General features: G+C 58.8%; 13 protein-coding genes. 4 read left to right on the forward strand and 9 right to left on the reverse strand.

What is annotated here, in order from left to right:
• Positions 1-6: 6 nt before the first annotated feature.
• Together CHH27_RS27740 and CHH27_RS19485 are read right to left on the reverse strand one after the other, a co-directional pair.
• Positions 7-237, reverse strand: a complete 231-nt coding sequence (locus CHH27_RS27740; RefSeq protein WP_157738997.1) for a hypothetical protein — start codon at positions 235-237, stop codon at positions 7-9.
• Positions 238-674: 437 nt separating this feature from the next.
• The gene (locus tag CHH27_RS19485; protein ID WP_094073065.1) at positions 675-1346 is read right to left on the reverse strand and encodes a YggS family pyridoxal phosphate-dependent enzyme; all 672 of its coding nucleotides are present in this window, start codon (positions 1344-1346) and stop codon (positions 675-677) included.
• Positions 1347-1737: 391 nt separating this feature from the next.
• On the opposite strand from CHH27_RS19485, the gene CHH27_RS19490 reads away from it, so the two are divergent.
• The 4 genes from CHH27_RS19490 to holA all read left to right on the forward strand — a co-directional run bounded on the left by CHH27_RS19490 (position 1738) and on the right by holA (position 6749).
• Complete coding sequence (locus tag CHH27_RS19490; protein ID WP_157738998.1) at positions 1738-2292, forward strand: hypothetical protein; 555 nt, start codon at positions 1738-1740, stop codon at positions 2290-2292.
• Positions 2293-2499: 207 nt separating this feature from the next.
• Positions 2500-5121 carry a leucine--tRNA ligase gene (leuS, locus tag CHH27_RS19495; RefSeq protein WP_094074876.1) on the forward strand — a complete coding sequence of 874 codons (2622 nt, stop codon included), beginning with the start codon at positions 2500-2502 and terminating at the stop codon, positions 5119-5121.
• Positions 5108-5686: a hypothetical protein gene (locus CHH27_RS19500; RefSeq protein ID WP_094073067.1), complete on the forward strand. Its 579-nt coding sequence runs from the start codon at positions 5108-5110 to the stop codon at positions 5684-5686. The genes leuS and CHH27_RS19500 overlap by 14 nt, the downstream gene beginning before the upstream one ends.
• Before the next feature lie 22 nt (positions 5687-5708).
• Positions 5709-6749, forward strand: coding sequence for a DNA polymerase III subunit delta (holA, locus tag CHH27_RS19505; protein WP_094073068.1), 1041 nt, complete (start codon positions 5709-5711; stop codon positions 6747-6749).
• A gap of 250 nt (positions 6750-6999) precedes the next feature.
• Here the strand turns inward: holA and CHH27_RS19510 are convergent, their stop codons facing one another.
• The 7 genes from CHH27_RS19510 to CHH27_RS19540 all read right to left on the reverse strand — a co-directional run bounded on the left by CHH27_RS19510 (position 7000) and on the right by CHH27_RS19540 (position 14734).
• Positions 7000-7905: a ParB/RepB/Spo0J family partition protein gene (locus tag CHH27_RS19510; protein WP_094073069.1), complete on the reverse strand. Its 906-nt coding sequence runs from the start codon at positions 7903-7905 to the stop codon at positions 7000-7002.
• A 107-nt stretch (positions 7906-8012) separates the two neighbouring features.
• Positions 8013-8837, reverse strand: coding sequence for a ParA family protein (locus CHH27_RS19515; RefSeq protein ID WP_094074877.1), 825 nt, complete (start codon positions 8835-8837; stop codon positions 8013-8015).
• 20 nt (positions 8838-8857) lie between these two features.
• Complete coding sequence (gene rsmG / locus CHH27_RS19520; RefSeq protein WP_208988294.1) at positions 8858-9514, reverse strand: 16S rRNA (guanine(527)-N(7))-methyltransferase RsmG; 657 nt, start codon at positions 9512-9514, stop codon at positions 8858-8860.
• On the reverse strand, positions 9514-11400 hold the full coding sequence (gene mnmG / locus CHH27_RS19525; RefSeq protein WP_094073070.1) for a tRNA uridine-5-carboxymethylaminomethyl(34) synthesis enzyme MnmG: 1887 nt from the start codon (positions 11398-11400) through the stop codon (positions 9514-9516). The genes rsmG and mnmG overlap by 1 nt, the downstream gene beginning before the upstream one ends.
• Positions 11401-11705: 305 nt before the next feature.
• A complete protein-coding gene (mnmE, locus tag CHH27_RS19530; protein ID WP_094073071.1) occupies positions 11706-13055 on the reverse strand; it encodes a tRNA uridine-5-carboxymethylaminomethyl(34) synthesis GTPase MnmE in 1350 nt (449 codons plus the stop codon).
• 430 nt (positions 13056-13485) lie between these two features.
• Positions 13486-14064, reverse strand: coding sequence for a GNAT family N-acetyltransferase (locus tag CHH27_RS19535; RefSeq protein WP_094073072.1), 579 nt, complete (start codon positions 14062-14064; stop codon positions 13486-13488).
• Positions 14065-14161: 97 nt separating this feature from the next.
• Complete coding sequence (locus tag CHH27_RS19540; RefSeq protein ID WP_094073073.1) at positions 14162-14734, reverse strand: GNAT family N-acetyltransferase; 573 nt, start codon at positions 14732-14734, stop codon at positions 14162-14164.
• Positions 14735-14772: the final 38 nt, after the last annotated feature.

Genomic DNA, 14772 nt, shown 5'->3' on the forward strand with positions numbered 1-14772 from the left:
CCGTTGTTACGGCTGAACGGTCGCAAACTCTTCCGGATCCAGGAGGTTGTCCTGGTTGGCATCGGCTGCCTTGAACAGATCTTCCGACATGGTCGGGACCGCGGCGGTGATCTCTTCAAAGCTCACGAAGCCGTCCTGGTCGCTGTCGACCGCCTGAAAGGACATGCCCTGGGCATATGCTGCGGAAGACGCTGCGAAGGCGCCGATAAGAAGAGCAGCCGTAAGACGTTTGGACATGATGTGACCTCCAATTGTTTGGGTCATTGCCGGACCGTTCCCACTTGAGCCGCCGCGATGCGGCGGATCGGCCCGTTGTTCCGTCGATCCACCGGGCCCCTGCGACCCGCCGAACCGGAACGGCACGGACTGTGCAAAGCGATCAGGACCCTCAAAGGGCCGCTCTTGGGTTCCTTAGGGGCATTGTTGTGTCTGACTATTACGATCAGCCCCAGGTCGGTCAAATTCCTGTCATTTTTGACGATTTCAGGCAGTTCTGGGGCTGCAAAAATTTTTCCGTTTTCCTAACCAGTTGTAACTGTTGATAAAAATGAATTGCCAGCATTGCGCGTCTGCCAGGTTGCAAACGCCCCTGCCATTGCCCGCCTTGAATCAGCCCTCGCCGTCCGGCGCTCGGCTCTGAACCAGGATCAGTCTGAAGTGAACGGACGCACCGCTCAGGTGTAATCGCGCGCCCCGAAAATTGCTGAACCAACCCGGACGTGGGTGGCTCCAAAACCGACGGCAACCGGATAGTCGGCCGACATGCCCATGGAGAGCTGAGCCAGTCCGTTGCGGTCGGCGATCTTTTCCAGGAGCGCAAAATGCTCTCCTGGCGCCTCGTCCACCGGTGGAATGCACATCAGGCCGATGATGCTCAGGCCAATTTCGTCCCGGCATTGGCTGATGAAAGCATCGACTTCCCTGGGCGGAATGCCTGCCTTCTGCGGTTCTTCGCCGGTATTTACCTGAATGAAACAGGGCAATTGCCGGTCCTGTCTGTCCATCTCGCTCTTCAGGGCCCTGGCGATTTTGGGCCGGTCAACCGTGTGGATCACATCAAAGGTCTGAACGGCCTCTTTTGCCTTGTTCGACTGCAACGGGCCAATCAGATGCAATTCAATACCGGCATAGTCGCCCCGCAAGCCGGGCCACTTGCCCATTGCCTCCTGCACGCGGTTTTCGCCGAAAACCTTCTGACCCGCATCAAGAACGGGCCGGATGTCGTCCGCCTCGAACGTTTTCGAAACCGCAATCAGGGTGACGGATTCCTCTTTCCGGCCAAATTCGGCTTCGGCTGCCCGAATATCGGACTGGACGGAGGCAAGTCGGTCTGCGGCGCTGGTCATCAAAGGGTCTTTCGCTTGAACGGGCACGTCCCTCTCTTAAGCCGGTTGGCCTTCCGATCTCAAGTCGCTTCGCTCCCCCGAACCAATCCAATGTGCCGCATGTCGCGACAGGAGAGCCCTCCTGCGTATTCAATTCCCTTCATCTTTTTCTAGTGTTTTCTGGTAAACTTCTTTACTCGGCATCATCTGTGATGAGGGCTAGAAGATGAGCCGCGGCGGTTTATCATCCTGCTTTTTGGCATTCGCTTTATTCCTGAGTATTTCACCAGTACGTGGTGAAAGCTTCACCTTTGCCATTGGCGAGTGGCCACCTTTCATCTCAGCTGACGCGCCTGATTTCGGGCTGCATTCGAAACGGGTGTCGGACGTCTTCCAATCCCAGGGTCACACCGTGGCATTTGAGTTCTTGCCCTGGCGACGATCTCTGGAACTGACCAAAAACGGCAGTTTGCCGGCCACCTTCTCATGGTCCTTTGTGGAGGCACGCACCACGGACTATTTCTATCCCGAGATCCCGGTCGACCAGGTGGATGACGTCTATTTCTACAGGAAAGACAAATTTCCGGACGGTTTGGCCACACTCAGCTTTGACGACATTCGCGAGCAGAACCTCACAGTGGTCGGAATTGCGGACTACTGGTACCAGGAACCGCTTGAGAAAGCCGGTGTCTCCTTTCAGGCTGTCGCCACAGAGAAGGAGGCCTGGACCATGCTGCTCTATGGCAGAGCAGATCTTTACATCGAAAACGACGTGGTGGGGCAGGTCTACAGCCGGTCAGTCCTGGAGGACAGCGCCGCCTTGATCGGCATGTCCGAGCCGCTGCGAAGCGTCGAACTATTCATCCTGTTCAGCAAAACCCACCCTGACGGTGCCCTTATGGCAGAGATCTGGGACAAGGGTGCAGCCCTGCTTTCGCAAACAGACACCGGGCCTGCCGTTCGGTGAGCGTTGAGTGAAGCAGATTCCGTCAACAAAACCGTCGGTTCTTGCCTTTCGACAGCTTTACGAATGCGGCATTGCGACATAAACAGGCTCTTGCAAGATCAATCGTCTCTCACATGTTGACCCCGGCCCCTATTTCTGGTGACAGTCCGGCAGTCAATCATTCAGACAATCCGCCGGGTCCGGCGGCAAGAACAAACGGCACATTTGATGGCAACGGAACGGTATAACGCGCGCGAAGTGGAAGCGCGCTGGCAGAAGATCTGGAACGACAAGGACGTCTTCGTCACTCATAATGACGACCCGCGCGACAAGTATTACGTCCTTGAAATGTTTCCCTATCCGTCCGGCCGCATTCACATGGGCCATGTGCGCAACTACGCCATGGGCGACGTCGTCGCCCGGTACAAGCGTGCAAAGGGCTTCAATGTTCTGCACCCGATGGGCTGGGACGCCTTCGGCATGCCGGCGGAAAACGCGGCGATGCAGAACAAGGTCCATCCCAAGGACTGGACCTATGAGAACATCGCCACCATGCGCGACCAACTCAAGATTATGGGCCTGTCGCTGGACTGGAGCCGGGAATTCGCCACCTGCGATGTCGGCTACTACACACAGCAACAACGCCTGTTCCTGAAGTTCCTGGAAGCCGGCCTCGTCTACCGCAAGAACGCCAAGGTCAACTGGGACCCGGTCGACATGACGGTGCTTGCCAACGAGCAGGTCATCGACGGCCGCGGCTGGCGCTCCGGTGCGCTGGTCGAACAGCGCGAACTGACCCAGTGGTTCTTCAAGATCTCCGATTATTCGGAAGACCTGCTGGACGCGATCGACACGCTCGACCGCTGGCCGGACAAGGTCCGGCTGATGCAGAAAAACTGGATCGGCCGCTCTGAAGGCCTGCGCGTGCGTTTTGAGTTCACGGAGACTGCTCCGACCGGCGAAAAGACGCTGGAGATCTTTACCACCCGGCCGGACACGCTGTTCGGCGCGTCCTTCATGGGCCTGTCTCCGGATCATCCGATCTCGCTGAAACTGGCAGAAGACAATCCGGAGCTGAAGGCCTTCATCGAAGAATGCCGCCGGGTTGGTACCTCTGAAGAAGCCATTGAAAAAGCAGAGAAAAAGGGTATCGACACCGGTCTGCGCGTCAAGCATCCGCTCGACGCCTCGCTGGAGCTGCCGGTCTATGTCGCCAACTTCATCCTGATGGACTACGGCACCGGCGCCATCTTCGCCTGTCCGGCCCATGACCAGCGCGACCTGGACTTTGCCCGCAAATACGGCCTGGCCGTAAAGCCGGTCGTCCTGCCGAAGGACGCCGACGCGGCAACGTTTGAAGTCGGCACCGAGGCCTATACGGATGACGGCACGATCTTCAATTCCGATTTCATGGACGGCCTGTCCATTCCGGACGCCAAGGAGGCGATTGCCAGGAAGCTCGAAGGTCTTAGGGTCGACGGCGCGCCGCAGGGCGAACGTCAGGTGAACTATCGCCTGCGCGACTGGGGCATCTCGCGCCAGCGCTATTGGGGCTGTCCGATCCCGGTCATCCACTGCGAGAGCTGCGGCGTGGTACCGGAGAAGGATGAAAACCTGCCGGTCCAGCTGCCGGACGACATCAATTTCGACAAGCCGGGCAATCCGCTCGACCGCCACCCGACCTGGCGCGACACGACCTGCCCGAATTGCGGCAAGCCGGCAAAACGCGAAACCGACACCATGGACACGTTCGTGGACAGTTCCTGGTATTTCGCACGCTTCACCGCGCCGGACTGCGACCAGCCGACCGACCCGGACGCCGCCAACGGCTGGCTGCCGGTCGACCAGTATATCGGCGGCATCGAACACGCGATCCTGCACCTGCTCTACTCCCGCTTCTTCACGCGGGCAATGCAGAAGGTTGGCTCGCTGGATCTGAAAGAACCGTTCAAGGGCCTGTTCACGCAGGGCATGGTCACCCACGAAACCTATCGTGTGGGCGAAGGCGCTGGTGCCCGGTGGGTCGCTCCGGCCGATATCCGCATTGAGGATATTGACGGCAAGCGCCGCGCGACCTTGCTGGAAACCGGCGAAGACGTCGCTATCGGCTCGATCGAGAAGATGTCGAAGTCGAAGAAAAACACCGTCGACCCGACCGACATCATCGACACATACGGCGCCGACACGGCCCGCTGGTTCATGCTGTCCGACAGCCCGCCTGAGCGCGACGTCATCTGGACCGAAGACGGTGTCCAAGGTGCCTGGCGCTTTGTGCAGCGTGTCTGGCGCCTGATCGGCGACATTGCCGAAAAGACCGAGCCGCGGGGCGGCCGGGCTCCGGAATGCGCTGGCAAGGCCCTGGATCTGCGCCGGGCCAGCCACAAGACCCTCGAAGCCGTGTCGAACGATCTGGAAGGCCTCGGCTTCAACCGGGCTGTTGCCCGGCTCTACGAGCTGGTCAACACCATCAGCAAGGTCTTCAACGAAGGTGTCAGCGATGATGCCACCGAATATGCCGTGCGTGAAGCGGCAGACTTCCTGGTTCAGATGATGGCTCCGATGATGCCGCACCTGGCCGAGGAATGCTGGTCTGCCCTTGGCCATGACAACCTGATCTCCGAAGCGGATTGGCCGGTGGCGGATGCCGCGTTGCTGGTCGAGGATTCCATCACCTATCCGATCCAGATCAACGGCAAGAAACGCGGCGAGCTCTCCATTGCAAAAGAGGCTTCCAAAGAGGAGGTCGAAGCGGCTACGTTGGAGCTCGATTTCGTCAAGAAGGCGCTGAGCGGAAATCCGCCGAAAAAACTTATCGTGGTACCGCAAAGGATCGTGAATGTCGTTGTTTGACAACCTCTTCAAAACCGGTAGCAAGGCGCCGCAGCGTCTTGCCCTTTGCGTCGGCGTTGTGGCCGCTCTGACCCTGAGCGGCTGCCAGGTCAAGCCGCTCTATGGCACCAGCACAGGCGATTTCGGGTCTACACCGTCTCCCGTCGCTGCCGAAATGGCCGCCATCGACCTGGAATCGATCAACAGCCAGTATGCCAATGACGATGCCGCCCGGGTTCTCTACAACGAGCTGACCTACCGGTTTGAACGCGGCGCGGGATCGCCTGCGAAAAAATACCGGCTCAAGGTGCTGATGGATGTCAGCAGCGCGGAAGTTGGTGTCGAGCGGTTTGCCGACGTTCCGTCCGCCTATACCACGACCATGAACAGCACCTTTGTTCTCAGCGACATCAACACCAATGAGACGCTGATGACCGGCCGGGCCTTCAAGTCCGCGTCCTATGACTTCTCCGACCAGCGTTTCGCCAACAAGCGCGCTTACCGGGACGCGCAGGAACGGGTGGCTAAATCCGTCGCCGAGGACATTGCTGCCCGCGTCGCCGGCTATTTCGCCAGCCAGTCCTGACCCCTGACAGGAGCCGATCGGCGTGACCGTTCTCAAAGCTGCGGAGATCGACCGGTTCATCGCCAATCCACCCGAGGCCGGCGGTGTTGTGCTTGTCTTCGGACCGGACACGGGCCTGGTCTCGGAACGGGCAACCAAGCTGGTCTCGAAGGCCTCCGAAGGCGACAGCGATCCTTTCAATCTCATCAAGATCGACGCCTCGGAAATCAGCTCGGATCCGAATCGGTTGATCGACGAAGTCCTGACCGTTCCGCTCTTTGGCGGACGCCGGATTGTCTGGGTCAAGGATGCGTCCGGCAAGAACCTGACCCCGGCGGTCGACCCGGTCCTGAAACTGGACGACTGGCAGACACTGGTTGTTCTGGAAGCCGGCGATATCAAGAAGGGCGTTGGCCTTCGCAAGCTCATCGAAGGCCACAAGCGCGCCATCGCACTGCCCTGCTACGCCGACAATGACCGGGGCATCGACCAGCTGATCGACGAGGAAACGCGGGAAGCCGGGCTTACAATTACACGCGAAGCCCGCGCGGCCCTGCACAGCCTTTTAGGCGGCGACCGCATGGCCAGCCGCGGCGAACTGAAAAAGCTCTGTCTTTACGCCCTCAACAAGGGCCGTATCGAGAGTGAGGACATCGAGGCCGTCATCGGCGACGCTTCGGCCTTCGAGATGTCCGAACTGATCGACGCGGCGGCGACCGGCGATCTCGCAACGCTCGATCATGGCCTGGAACGCTTGGCCGATGCCGGCTCCAAGGCTTCGGTGATCGCCAACCAGACCCTCAAGCATTTCCAGCATTTGCATCGGATGCGAATCGATGTGGACCAGGGCAAACCGGCCCAGGCCGTCATCGATGGCCAGCGTCCACCGATCTTCTTCACCCGAAAGCCGAAATTCTCTCTGCAGCTGCGGATCTGGGCGCTGAAGGATCTGGAACGGGCCATGCAGATCCTGAGCGAAGCCACTCGAGTATCGCGCTTGAACGACGCCCTTGGCGTTCCGGTCCTGTCTGAAGCCTTGCTGACCCTCGGCCGTGTCGCGAGGGCGCGGAACCAGCGGCGCTAGGTTGCCTGAAGAGCGATATTTCCGTTCTTCTTCTCTGTGCCAACCACACCCACCAGCGTCATCCCGAGGAGCGTTTGCGCGCGTTTCAAAGGGTCGTCTCCATATACACCTGACAAGCGACCATCCTTCGAGACGGTATTACGCACCTCCTCAGGATGACGACATTGGGTGTTTGTGCAGTAGGGCAAACAAACAAAAGCCGGAGACCACATAGTGGCTCCGGCTCATAAAACTCTTTTACGACAGCAAGTTACCGCGTTTCGACGCCCAGTTTCTTGCACAGCTCGTCCAGCTGTTCCAGCGAAGTGTACTTGATCTTCAGATCGCCCGCTTCCTTGCCCGGCTTGTGCCCGACTGTCACCTTCAGGCCAAGGGAGTCGGTCAGGCGCTTTTCCAGAGACTTGGTGTCGGCGTCCTTCTCGGCCTTGGCGACCGGAGGCTTTTCACCCTTCAGTTTCGCAAGTGCATCCGGATCCTGGGAGATCTTTTCAGCATCACGAACGGTCAGACCCTTCTCGACGATCAGCTCAGCAAGGGCGGCGGGATCGTCGACCGTGATCAGGGCTCTTGCATGCCCTGCTGTCAGCAGACCTTCGGCCAGGTAATCCTTGACCGAGTTGGGCAGCTTCAGAAGCCGCATGGTGTTGGCGACATGGCTGCGGCTCTTGCCGATCACCTTGGCCAGTTCGCCCTGACTGTAGCTGAATTCAGCCGTCAGCTGCTCGTAGCCCATCGCCTCTTCGATCGGATTGAGGTCCGCACGCTGGACGTTTTCAATGATGGCAAGCTCGAGAGCTTCCTGATCGGTGACATCGCGAATGATGATCGGTGCTTCGTGCAGTCCTGCCCGCTGCGCGGCCCGCCAGCGGCGCTCACCTGCAATGATCTCGAAGCGATCCCGCTTGCCGGCCGCCGGACGCACCAGAATGGGCTGTACGATGCCCTTTGCCTTCAGGGATTCCGCAAGGTCTGCAAGGTCTTTCTCGGTGAAGGTCTTGCGCGGATTGCGCGGGTTCGGCTCCAGGTGTTCGATCGGCACCTTGCGGCTGTCACGAACGATCTTTTCGGGTGGCGCGGCAGCCTCAGGTGCCGAATCTCCGATCAGGGCCGCCAGACCCCGTCCCAAACGTTTGTTCTTGACGTCCTTTTCCGCCATGCCGCACCTTTTTCTTTTTATATTTCAATAAGATAGACCGTGACAGAGAGTGGCCCAGCCGTCACGGTCGCAAAATGTCAGTTCGGACCCGAATCCAACGTCGTTGCTCAGGCCGCAACCTTGCGCAATTCCCGCTCACGCTGGATGATCTCGGATGCCAGCCGCAGGTAAGCCTGGCTGCCGGCACATTTCAGATCATAAAGCAGAGCCGGTTTGCCATAAGATGGCGCTTCCGAGATACGCACATTGCGCGGAATGATCGTGTCGTAGACCGCGTCGCCCATGGTCTCGCGAACATCGGCAACCACCTGGCTGGAGAGATTGTTGCGGCTGTCATACATGGTCAGGACGATACCATGGATGCTGAGCTCGGCATTGAGCGCGTTCTTGACCTGCTCCACCGTGCTGAGCAGCTGGCTCAGACCTTCAAGCGCAAAGAACTCGCATTGCAGCGGCACAAGGATGGAATGCGACGCGGACAGCGCATTGATGGTGAGAAGGTTCAGGGACGGCGGGCAATCGACCAGAACATAGGTGAAGCCGATTTCCTGGAACAGACGCGAATGCGTCAGCTGCTGGATCGCATTGCGCAGCCGGAAGGCACGATCGCTTGTCGACGCGATTTCCAGTTCCAGGCCCAGAAGGTCCATGGTGGAAGGCGCCACCCAGAGACGCTGCACAGCGGTTTCCCGAACAGCCTCTGCCAGGGAACAGTCGCCACTCAGAATTTCATAAGTCGACAGACCGCGGTCGCGATGTTCAATGCCAAGACCGGTAGACGCGTTGCCCTGTGGGTCGAGATCAATCACCAGCACCTTTTCGCCAATGGCGGCAAGCGCAGTGCCGAGATTGATAGCGGTCGTGGTTTTCCCCACCCCGCCTTTCTGGTTCGCCAGCGCGAGCACGCGCGGCGTTTCGGGAAGCATGCTCATTGCCACAAGACCTTCCTGGGCTACTCCGGCCGGGCTGAAATGTCTGAAAGAAGAAGCATCCGGCTCATAGGATCAACAAGACTGGTCTTTTCTACCATGTCGAACTGCCAACGGGCAGAGGCTTCGTTAACTTCTCTCTGAAAATCCTGACCTTTGTGGAAAACGGCCTTTGCACCTGTCACTGTAAACGGCTCTGACAGCTGCAATAGCAGGTCAAGCGAAGCCAAAGCGCGGGCAGAGACAGCATCCACCGGGCCATGGGACCACTCTTTCGCAACCGATTCGATCCGGCCAGGATGCACCGTTCCCTTCGAACCGGTTTCCCGCAAGGCGGTCCTCAGGAAGGCGACCTTGCGCTGATTGCTTTCGATCATGTGGACATGCGCATCCGGTGTTTCAGACAGAAGGATGGCGGTGACCACGCCGGGAAACCCGCCCCCGCTGCCGATATCCACCCAGGTCCGGGCCTCTGGATAACTCCATTGGGTCTGCAGACTGTCCGCCACATGCCGGGTCCAGATGTCGGGAATTGTCGACGGCGCAATGAGGTTTTGTGCGGGTTGCCACTTCAAAACCAGGTCCACATAGATCTGCAGACGCTCCAACGTTTCACGTGAAACATCCCCATACTTATGCACAACCTGTCCAGAGCTGTTCAACACAACGGGTCGGCCCATCAGGCAGCGCCCCGCTGGCTCTGGCGTTTCAGATGCGACAGGATCAATGTCAGCGCCGCAGGTGTCATACCGTCCATGCGCGAGGCCTGGCCAAGGGTCGCCGGCCGGATATCGACAAGCTTCTGCTTGACCTCATTGGACAGACCGACAATCGCTTCGTAGTCGAAACCATCGGGGATCTGCAAGGCTTCGTCGCGTTTCAGCGCTTCGATATCTGCCTGCTGCCGATCCAGATAGACCGCATAAAGCGCGTCCGTTGCCACCTGCTCCGCAATGGCCGGGTCAATGTCCTGTAACTCCGGCCAGACAGCCGTCAGCCCTTCATAGGTCACCTTCGGATAGGACAGCAGATCGAAGGCCGAGCGGCGGACGCCATCCTGGTTGACCGGCAGGCCCTTCTTCTGAGCCTCCGAAGGTGTCACGGTCAGTGACTTCAGCAACTCCCGCGCTTCGGCGATCCTGACCATCTTGTCTTCGAACGCCTGACGCCGTTTATCCGATACAAAGCCCGCTTTGATACCGAGCGGCGTCAGTCTCTGATCGGCATTGTCTGCCCGCAGCGACAGACGGTATTCGGCGCGCGAGGTGAACATGCGATAGGGCTCGGTGATCCCGCGGGTGATCAGATCGTCGATCATCACGCCGATATAGCCTTCCGACCTATCGACGACCAAGGGGTCCTTCCCGGCGGTCTTGAAAGCCGCGTTCAGACCAGCGACCAGCCCCTGCGCGCCCGCTTCTTCATAGCCCGTCGTACCGTTGATCTGTCCGGCCAGATAAAGACCATCACAGCGCTTGGCTTCCAGCGTCGGCCGAAGTTCGCGCGGGTCCACGTGGTCATATTCGATCGCGTAACCCGGCTGCAGCACTTCGACATCCTCGAGACCCGGAATGGTCCTGAGGAAAGCGATCTGCGCATCTTCCGGCAGCGAAGTCGAAATGCCATTCGGATAGACCGTGTGATCGTCCAGGCCTTCCGGCTCCAGGAAAATCTGGTGCCCGTCGCGATCGCCGAAACGAACGATCTTGTCTTCGATCGACGGACAATAACGCGGCCCACGACCCTTGATCTCACCGGAATACATCGCGGACCGGGAGAGATTGTCCCGAATGATCTGATGGGTCTCAGGCGTCGTCCGGGTAATGTGACACGGGATCTGCGGGGTTTCGATTTTCTCTGTCAGCGCCGAGAACGGGATCGGATCCTCATCGCCTGGCTGCTCGTCCAGCCTGTCCCAGTGGATCGTCCGGCCATCCAGGCGTGCCGGCGTCCCCGTCTTCAGCCGACCGAGTTCAAAGCCGATCTCTTCCAGCGACTCCGACAGACCCATGGCCGGGGCTTCCCCCGAGCGGCCCGCCGGGATCTTCTGATCACCGATATGGATCAGGCCACGCAGAAAAGTTCCGCTTGTCAGGACGATCGACTTGCAGTGAACCATTCGTCCATCAGCAAGCTCGAGACCAGCAACAGCACGGGTATCCTCCGTCACCGCGAAACGGATCTTGTGGGCTTCCCCTTCCACGACCGAAAGACCGTCAATCGCAGCGATCTCCCGCTGCATCGCTTCACGGTAGAGCTTGCGATCGGCCTGGGCCCGCGGCCCGCGAACGGCCGGCCCCTTGCGCCGGTTGAGCATACGGAACTGGATCCCGCCCTGATCAGCGACCCGGCCCATCAGCCCGTCGAGCGCATCGATCTCGCGCACCAGATGTCCCTTCCCCAGACCGCCAATGGCCGGGTTGCAGGACATCACCCCGATGGTCTCGAAGCGATGTGTCACAAGCGCCGTTCTGGCGCCTGCCCGTGCTGCGGCGCTCGCGGCCTCACAGCCCGCATGGCCACCGCCAATCACGACAACATCGAATGTCAGTTCCTGATCGTTCATAGTCTCTACCGTTCACAGAGCCCGAGGAGTCATTTACCTGGGGCCCAGCATCATCCGGATCGGTTGTTGAGGATCAATGTCCGGCGCAATCGCCAGACTATCACAGACCGGTCTGACCGGCACTTGTACGCAGGGAGTTATAAGCCGAGAGCCCTTTTGGGTCAAAGCGGAATTCAAAGCCGCATAGCCGACCCGCACCTCAAGCGGATCAGATCCCGTTAAACAGAAACCACCGGATTCACGTGAAACACATTCCGGTTCTGAATCGACCCGCAGATACCTTCAAATGATTCACGTGAAACAGGCTATTTGCCGATACAGAAATCCCGGAAGATCACATCCAGCAGGTCTTCCACATCGATCCGACCCGTAATCCGCCCGAGCGCATCAGCCGCCCTGCGCAGGTCTTCGGCCCGAAGTTCGCCAGGCAGATGCTCTGACTCGACTGCGGTCCGCAACCCGGCCAGGCATTCTGTCAGATAATGACGATGCCGTTCCCGCGTTGCCAGAGGCGCTTCGCCAAGTGAAATCGTTTCCTCAGCAAAACGTGTCAGGCGGGTGAACAAGGGTGTCATGCCGTCTGCACTCTTGCTGGAACAAGCAATCTCCTGGATCGTTCCGGAAGAGTCTTGTTCCGGAAGAGTCTCAAGATCGCTCTTCGTGCGCACAGTCCAGACCGGCACATGGCTGCGCAGGTCCTCCGGCAAGCCTGCGGCCGGGTCATTCAGTTCAACACCATCCGGCTCCACAGCCCATAAGATCAGGTCGGCGGACCGTCCCTTTTCTTCCGCGCGTCGAATGCCCTCCCGTTCCACGATACCATCGGTCTGGCGCAGACCCGCCGTGTCGACCAGGGTCACCGGGTACCCGCCGAGATCCAGATGGACCTCAATCACGTCCCGTGTGGTGCCGGCTTCCTCCGTCACGATGGCAACATCCCGCCCGGCAATGGCGTTCAGCAGGCTCGACTTGCCGGCATTCGGTGCGCCCATCAAGACGACCTGCAGACCGGAGCGAAGCCGTTCGCCGCTTTTCGACCTGACCAGGTGATCGGCAATCTCACCGTGAAGGCCGCTCGCCTCTTTCCAGACCTCGTCGGCGACACTGCCGGGAACATCCTCTTCATCGGCAAAATCGAAATCCGCCTCGATCATCGCCCGCATATGGATGAGCCTCTTTCGCCAATTCTCGTAAAGAGTTCCGAGCGCGCCCCCCATCTGACGCAGGGCCTGGCGGCGTTGGCTTTCGGTCTCCGCGGCGATGAGATCGGCAAGGCCCTCAACCTCTGTCAGATCCATCCTGCCCCGGTCAAAGGCCCGCCGTGTAAACTCCCCCGCCTCCGCAGGACGACAGTCGTTGAACCCGCTCAGGACAGACAGAAGACCGGCGACAACGGCCCTACCTCCATGGCACTGGAACTCGGCGACATCCTCTCCTGTGAAACTCGCCGGGCCCTCGAAATAGAGAACCAGCGCCTCATCCAAAACATCGCCAGTCTGCGGATGGGCAAGCCGTGACAGCATCGCCTTGCGCGGCTCCGGCAGGCGGCCGCACAGACATTCGACGATCTCCCGGGTCCGTGGTCCGGACACCCGGATCACCGCAACGCCGGACGGCACCGCGCCGCTGGAAAGCGCAAAGATCGTGTCTGCCATTTTTTCTCTTTCAGCCGGTCCTGCAGGAATGGACCGCCTCTTTAACAAGTCTTTCCACCAACCGGAAGATCACTCGCCTTCCGTTCCGCGGGCGAATCGAAACAAAGCCGGGTGCTGATTTCGCGGAAGCCTTTGTTTCACGTGAATCAATCACGGCGCTATCGGCTAAACGAATTGCCGCTTCAACCCAGAACCGTCTAGAGGATGGGCCAGGAATTCAACAGAGCTTTTTATCTGTCTATCCAGCAGGCGAGACGCCATGTGCCTCTTTAGAATGACATTCTGGAGGTCGGAGTACCTACTCCCCCAGCTTGGCCGCTCCCCATATCGGAGCCGATTCAAAATCACGGATTCACGTGAAACACCTGGTCTCTGTCGAAATCCTCCGCTTCCGTGTTTCACGTGAATCGGAGAGCTACCGATGTTCACCCTATCCAGATTGGTGTTTCCACTCCTGCCTGGACAGGCGATAGAGCACATGAACAGAGCATGGGTGATCCTTCGGAATTGCCGGGTGCCGGAAGTCGCCTGCACCATCCCGAGTCATTCCGATCCGCTCCATGACCCGCCGCGAAGGGCTGTTGCCCGGGATGGTAAAAGAGACGATCTCCTCATATCCCTTCGTCTCGAACCCGAATCGAAGCCAGGCCCTGGCAGCCTCGCTTGCATACCCCATACCCCAGGCGCTTTGCTTTAAACGCCAGCCGATATCGACACAGGGAGCGAAAGACAAGGAACCGGCAGAATGGACATCGAGACCAGCAAAGCCGATGAATTCTCCGGTCGACTTGACTTCCAGAGGTGAATAGAAAACGCCGTGCCTTTCGAAACAGTCTCTACCCATGGAAATCAGCTTCGCCGTTTTTTCCCTGGTCAGACAGTTCGGGAAGAACCGCATCACGGCCGGATCAGCACAGATGGCAGCAAAGGCGTCCAGATCGGCCTCCCGCCACATTCGAAGTCTGAGCCGATCTGTTTCCAGTTCAAAGTCGGTCGGCACTGTCTTCATCCGCCTTTCAGGGCTTGAAACCTGATCTCACGTCCATCGCTGAGGATGTCCGAAAGCGTTTCACGTGAATCTGCCACCGGGCCTCCTTCAGTATCGGTCACACCTGCTGTGCCAACCAGTTGGTCTTGCTCAACCGGTAAAGCACATGCTCGGAAATCGGATGATCTGCCGGAAGGCTAGGATGGCGGAAATCACCGTCGAAATCGCGGGTCATGCCAATCCGCTCCATGACTTTTTGCGATGGCAGATTGGCCGGGATGGTAAAGGCAACGATTTCCTCAAGACCAACAGTTTCAAAACCGAATCGAAGCCAGGCCCTGGCCGCTTCGCTCGCATATCCCTTTCCCCAGGATGACTTGCTCAATCGCCAGCCGATTTCAACACATGGATCGAACGGCAATGGTGCAGCGTAGGTTGGAACATTCAGACCCACGAAGCCAAGGAATTCTCCGGTCTTTTTGATTTCGACAGGGGCAATGGAGAAACCGTCCTTCTCCTGCTTTTCCTGCGCGCGCGCGATCAGTTGTTCTGATTTCTCCCGGGTCAATGGTTCAGGGAAATAACGCATGACCTCCGGATCAGCACACAAGGCCGCAAAAGGTTCAACGTCGCCTTCCTGCCACGCGCGCAGGAGCAATCTGTCTGTTTCCAGAAAAACAGTCTTGGTCATGAAACGGATCCGAATCAAAAGGTGGGTGGATTCACGTG

The organism is Labrenzia sp. VG12, assembly GCF_002237595.1.
Lineage (GTDB): Bacteria > Pseudomonadota > Alphaproteobacteria > Rhizobiales > Stappiaceae > Roseibium.

What these genes read in the sequence shown, in the direction of transcription:
- CHH27_RS19535 (WP_094073072.1), bottom strand. Translation starts at nt 14,064, where the DNA reads ATGAAGACAGTGCCGACCGACTTTGAACTGGAAACAGATCGGCTCAGA.
- mnmG (WP_094073070.1), bottom strand. Translation starts at nt 11,400, where the DNA reads ATGAACGATCAGGAACTGACATTCGATGTTGTCGTGATTGGCGGTGGC.
- CHH27_RS19540 (WP_094073073.1), bottom strand. Translation starts at nt 14,734, where the DNA reads ATGACCAAGACTGTTTTTCTGGAAACAGACAGATTGCTCCTGCGCGCG.
- leuS (WP_094074876.1), top strand. Translation starts at nt 2,500, where the DNA reads ATGGCAACGGAACGGTATAACGCGCGCGAAGTGGAAGCGCGCTGGCAG.
- CHH27_RS27740 (WP_157738997.1), bottom strand. Translation starts at nt 237, where the DNA reads ATGTCCAAACGTCTTACGGCTGCTCTTCTTATCGGCGCCTTCGCAGCG.
- CHH27_RS19515 (WP_094074877.1), bottom strand. Translation starts at nt 8,837, where the DNA reads ATGAGCATGCTTCCCGAAACGCCGCGCGTGCTCGCGCTGGCGAACCAG.
- CHH27_RS19510 (WP_094073069.1), bottom strand. Translation starts at nt 7,905, where the DNA reads ATGGCGGAAAAGGACGTCAAGAACAAACGTTTGGGACGGGGTCTGGCG.
- rsmG (WP_208988294.1), bottom strand. Translation starts at nt 9,514, where the DNA reads ATGGGCCGACCCGTTGTGTTGAACAGCTCTGGACAGGTTGTGCATAAG.
- mnmE (WP_094073071.1), bottom strand. Translation starts at nt 13,055, where the DNA reads ATGGCAGACACGATCTTTGCGCTTTCCAGCGGCGCGGTGCCGTCCGGC.
- CHH27_RS19485 (WP_094073065.1), bottom strand. Translation starts at nt 1,346, where the DNA reads ATGACCAGCGCCGCAGACCGACTTGCCTCCGTCCAGTCCGATATTCGG.
- CHH27_RS19500 (WP_094073067.1), top strand. Translation starts at nt 5,108, where the DNA reads ATGTCGTTGTTTGACAACCTCTTCAAAACCGGTAGCAAGGCGCCGCAG.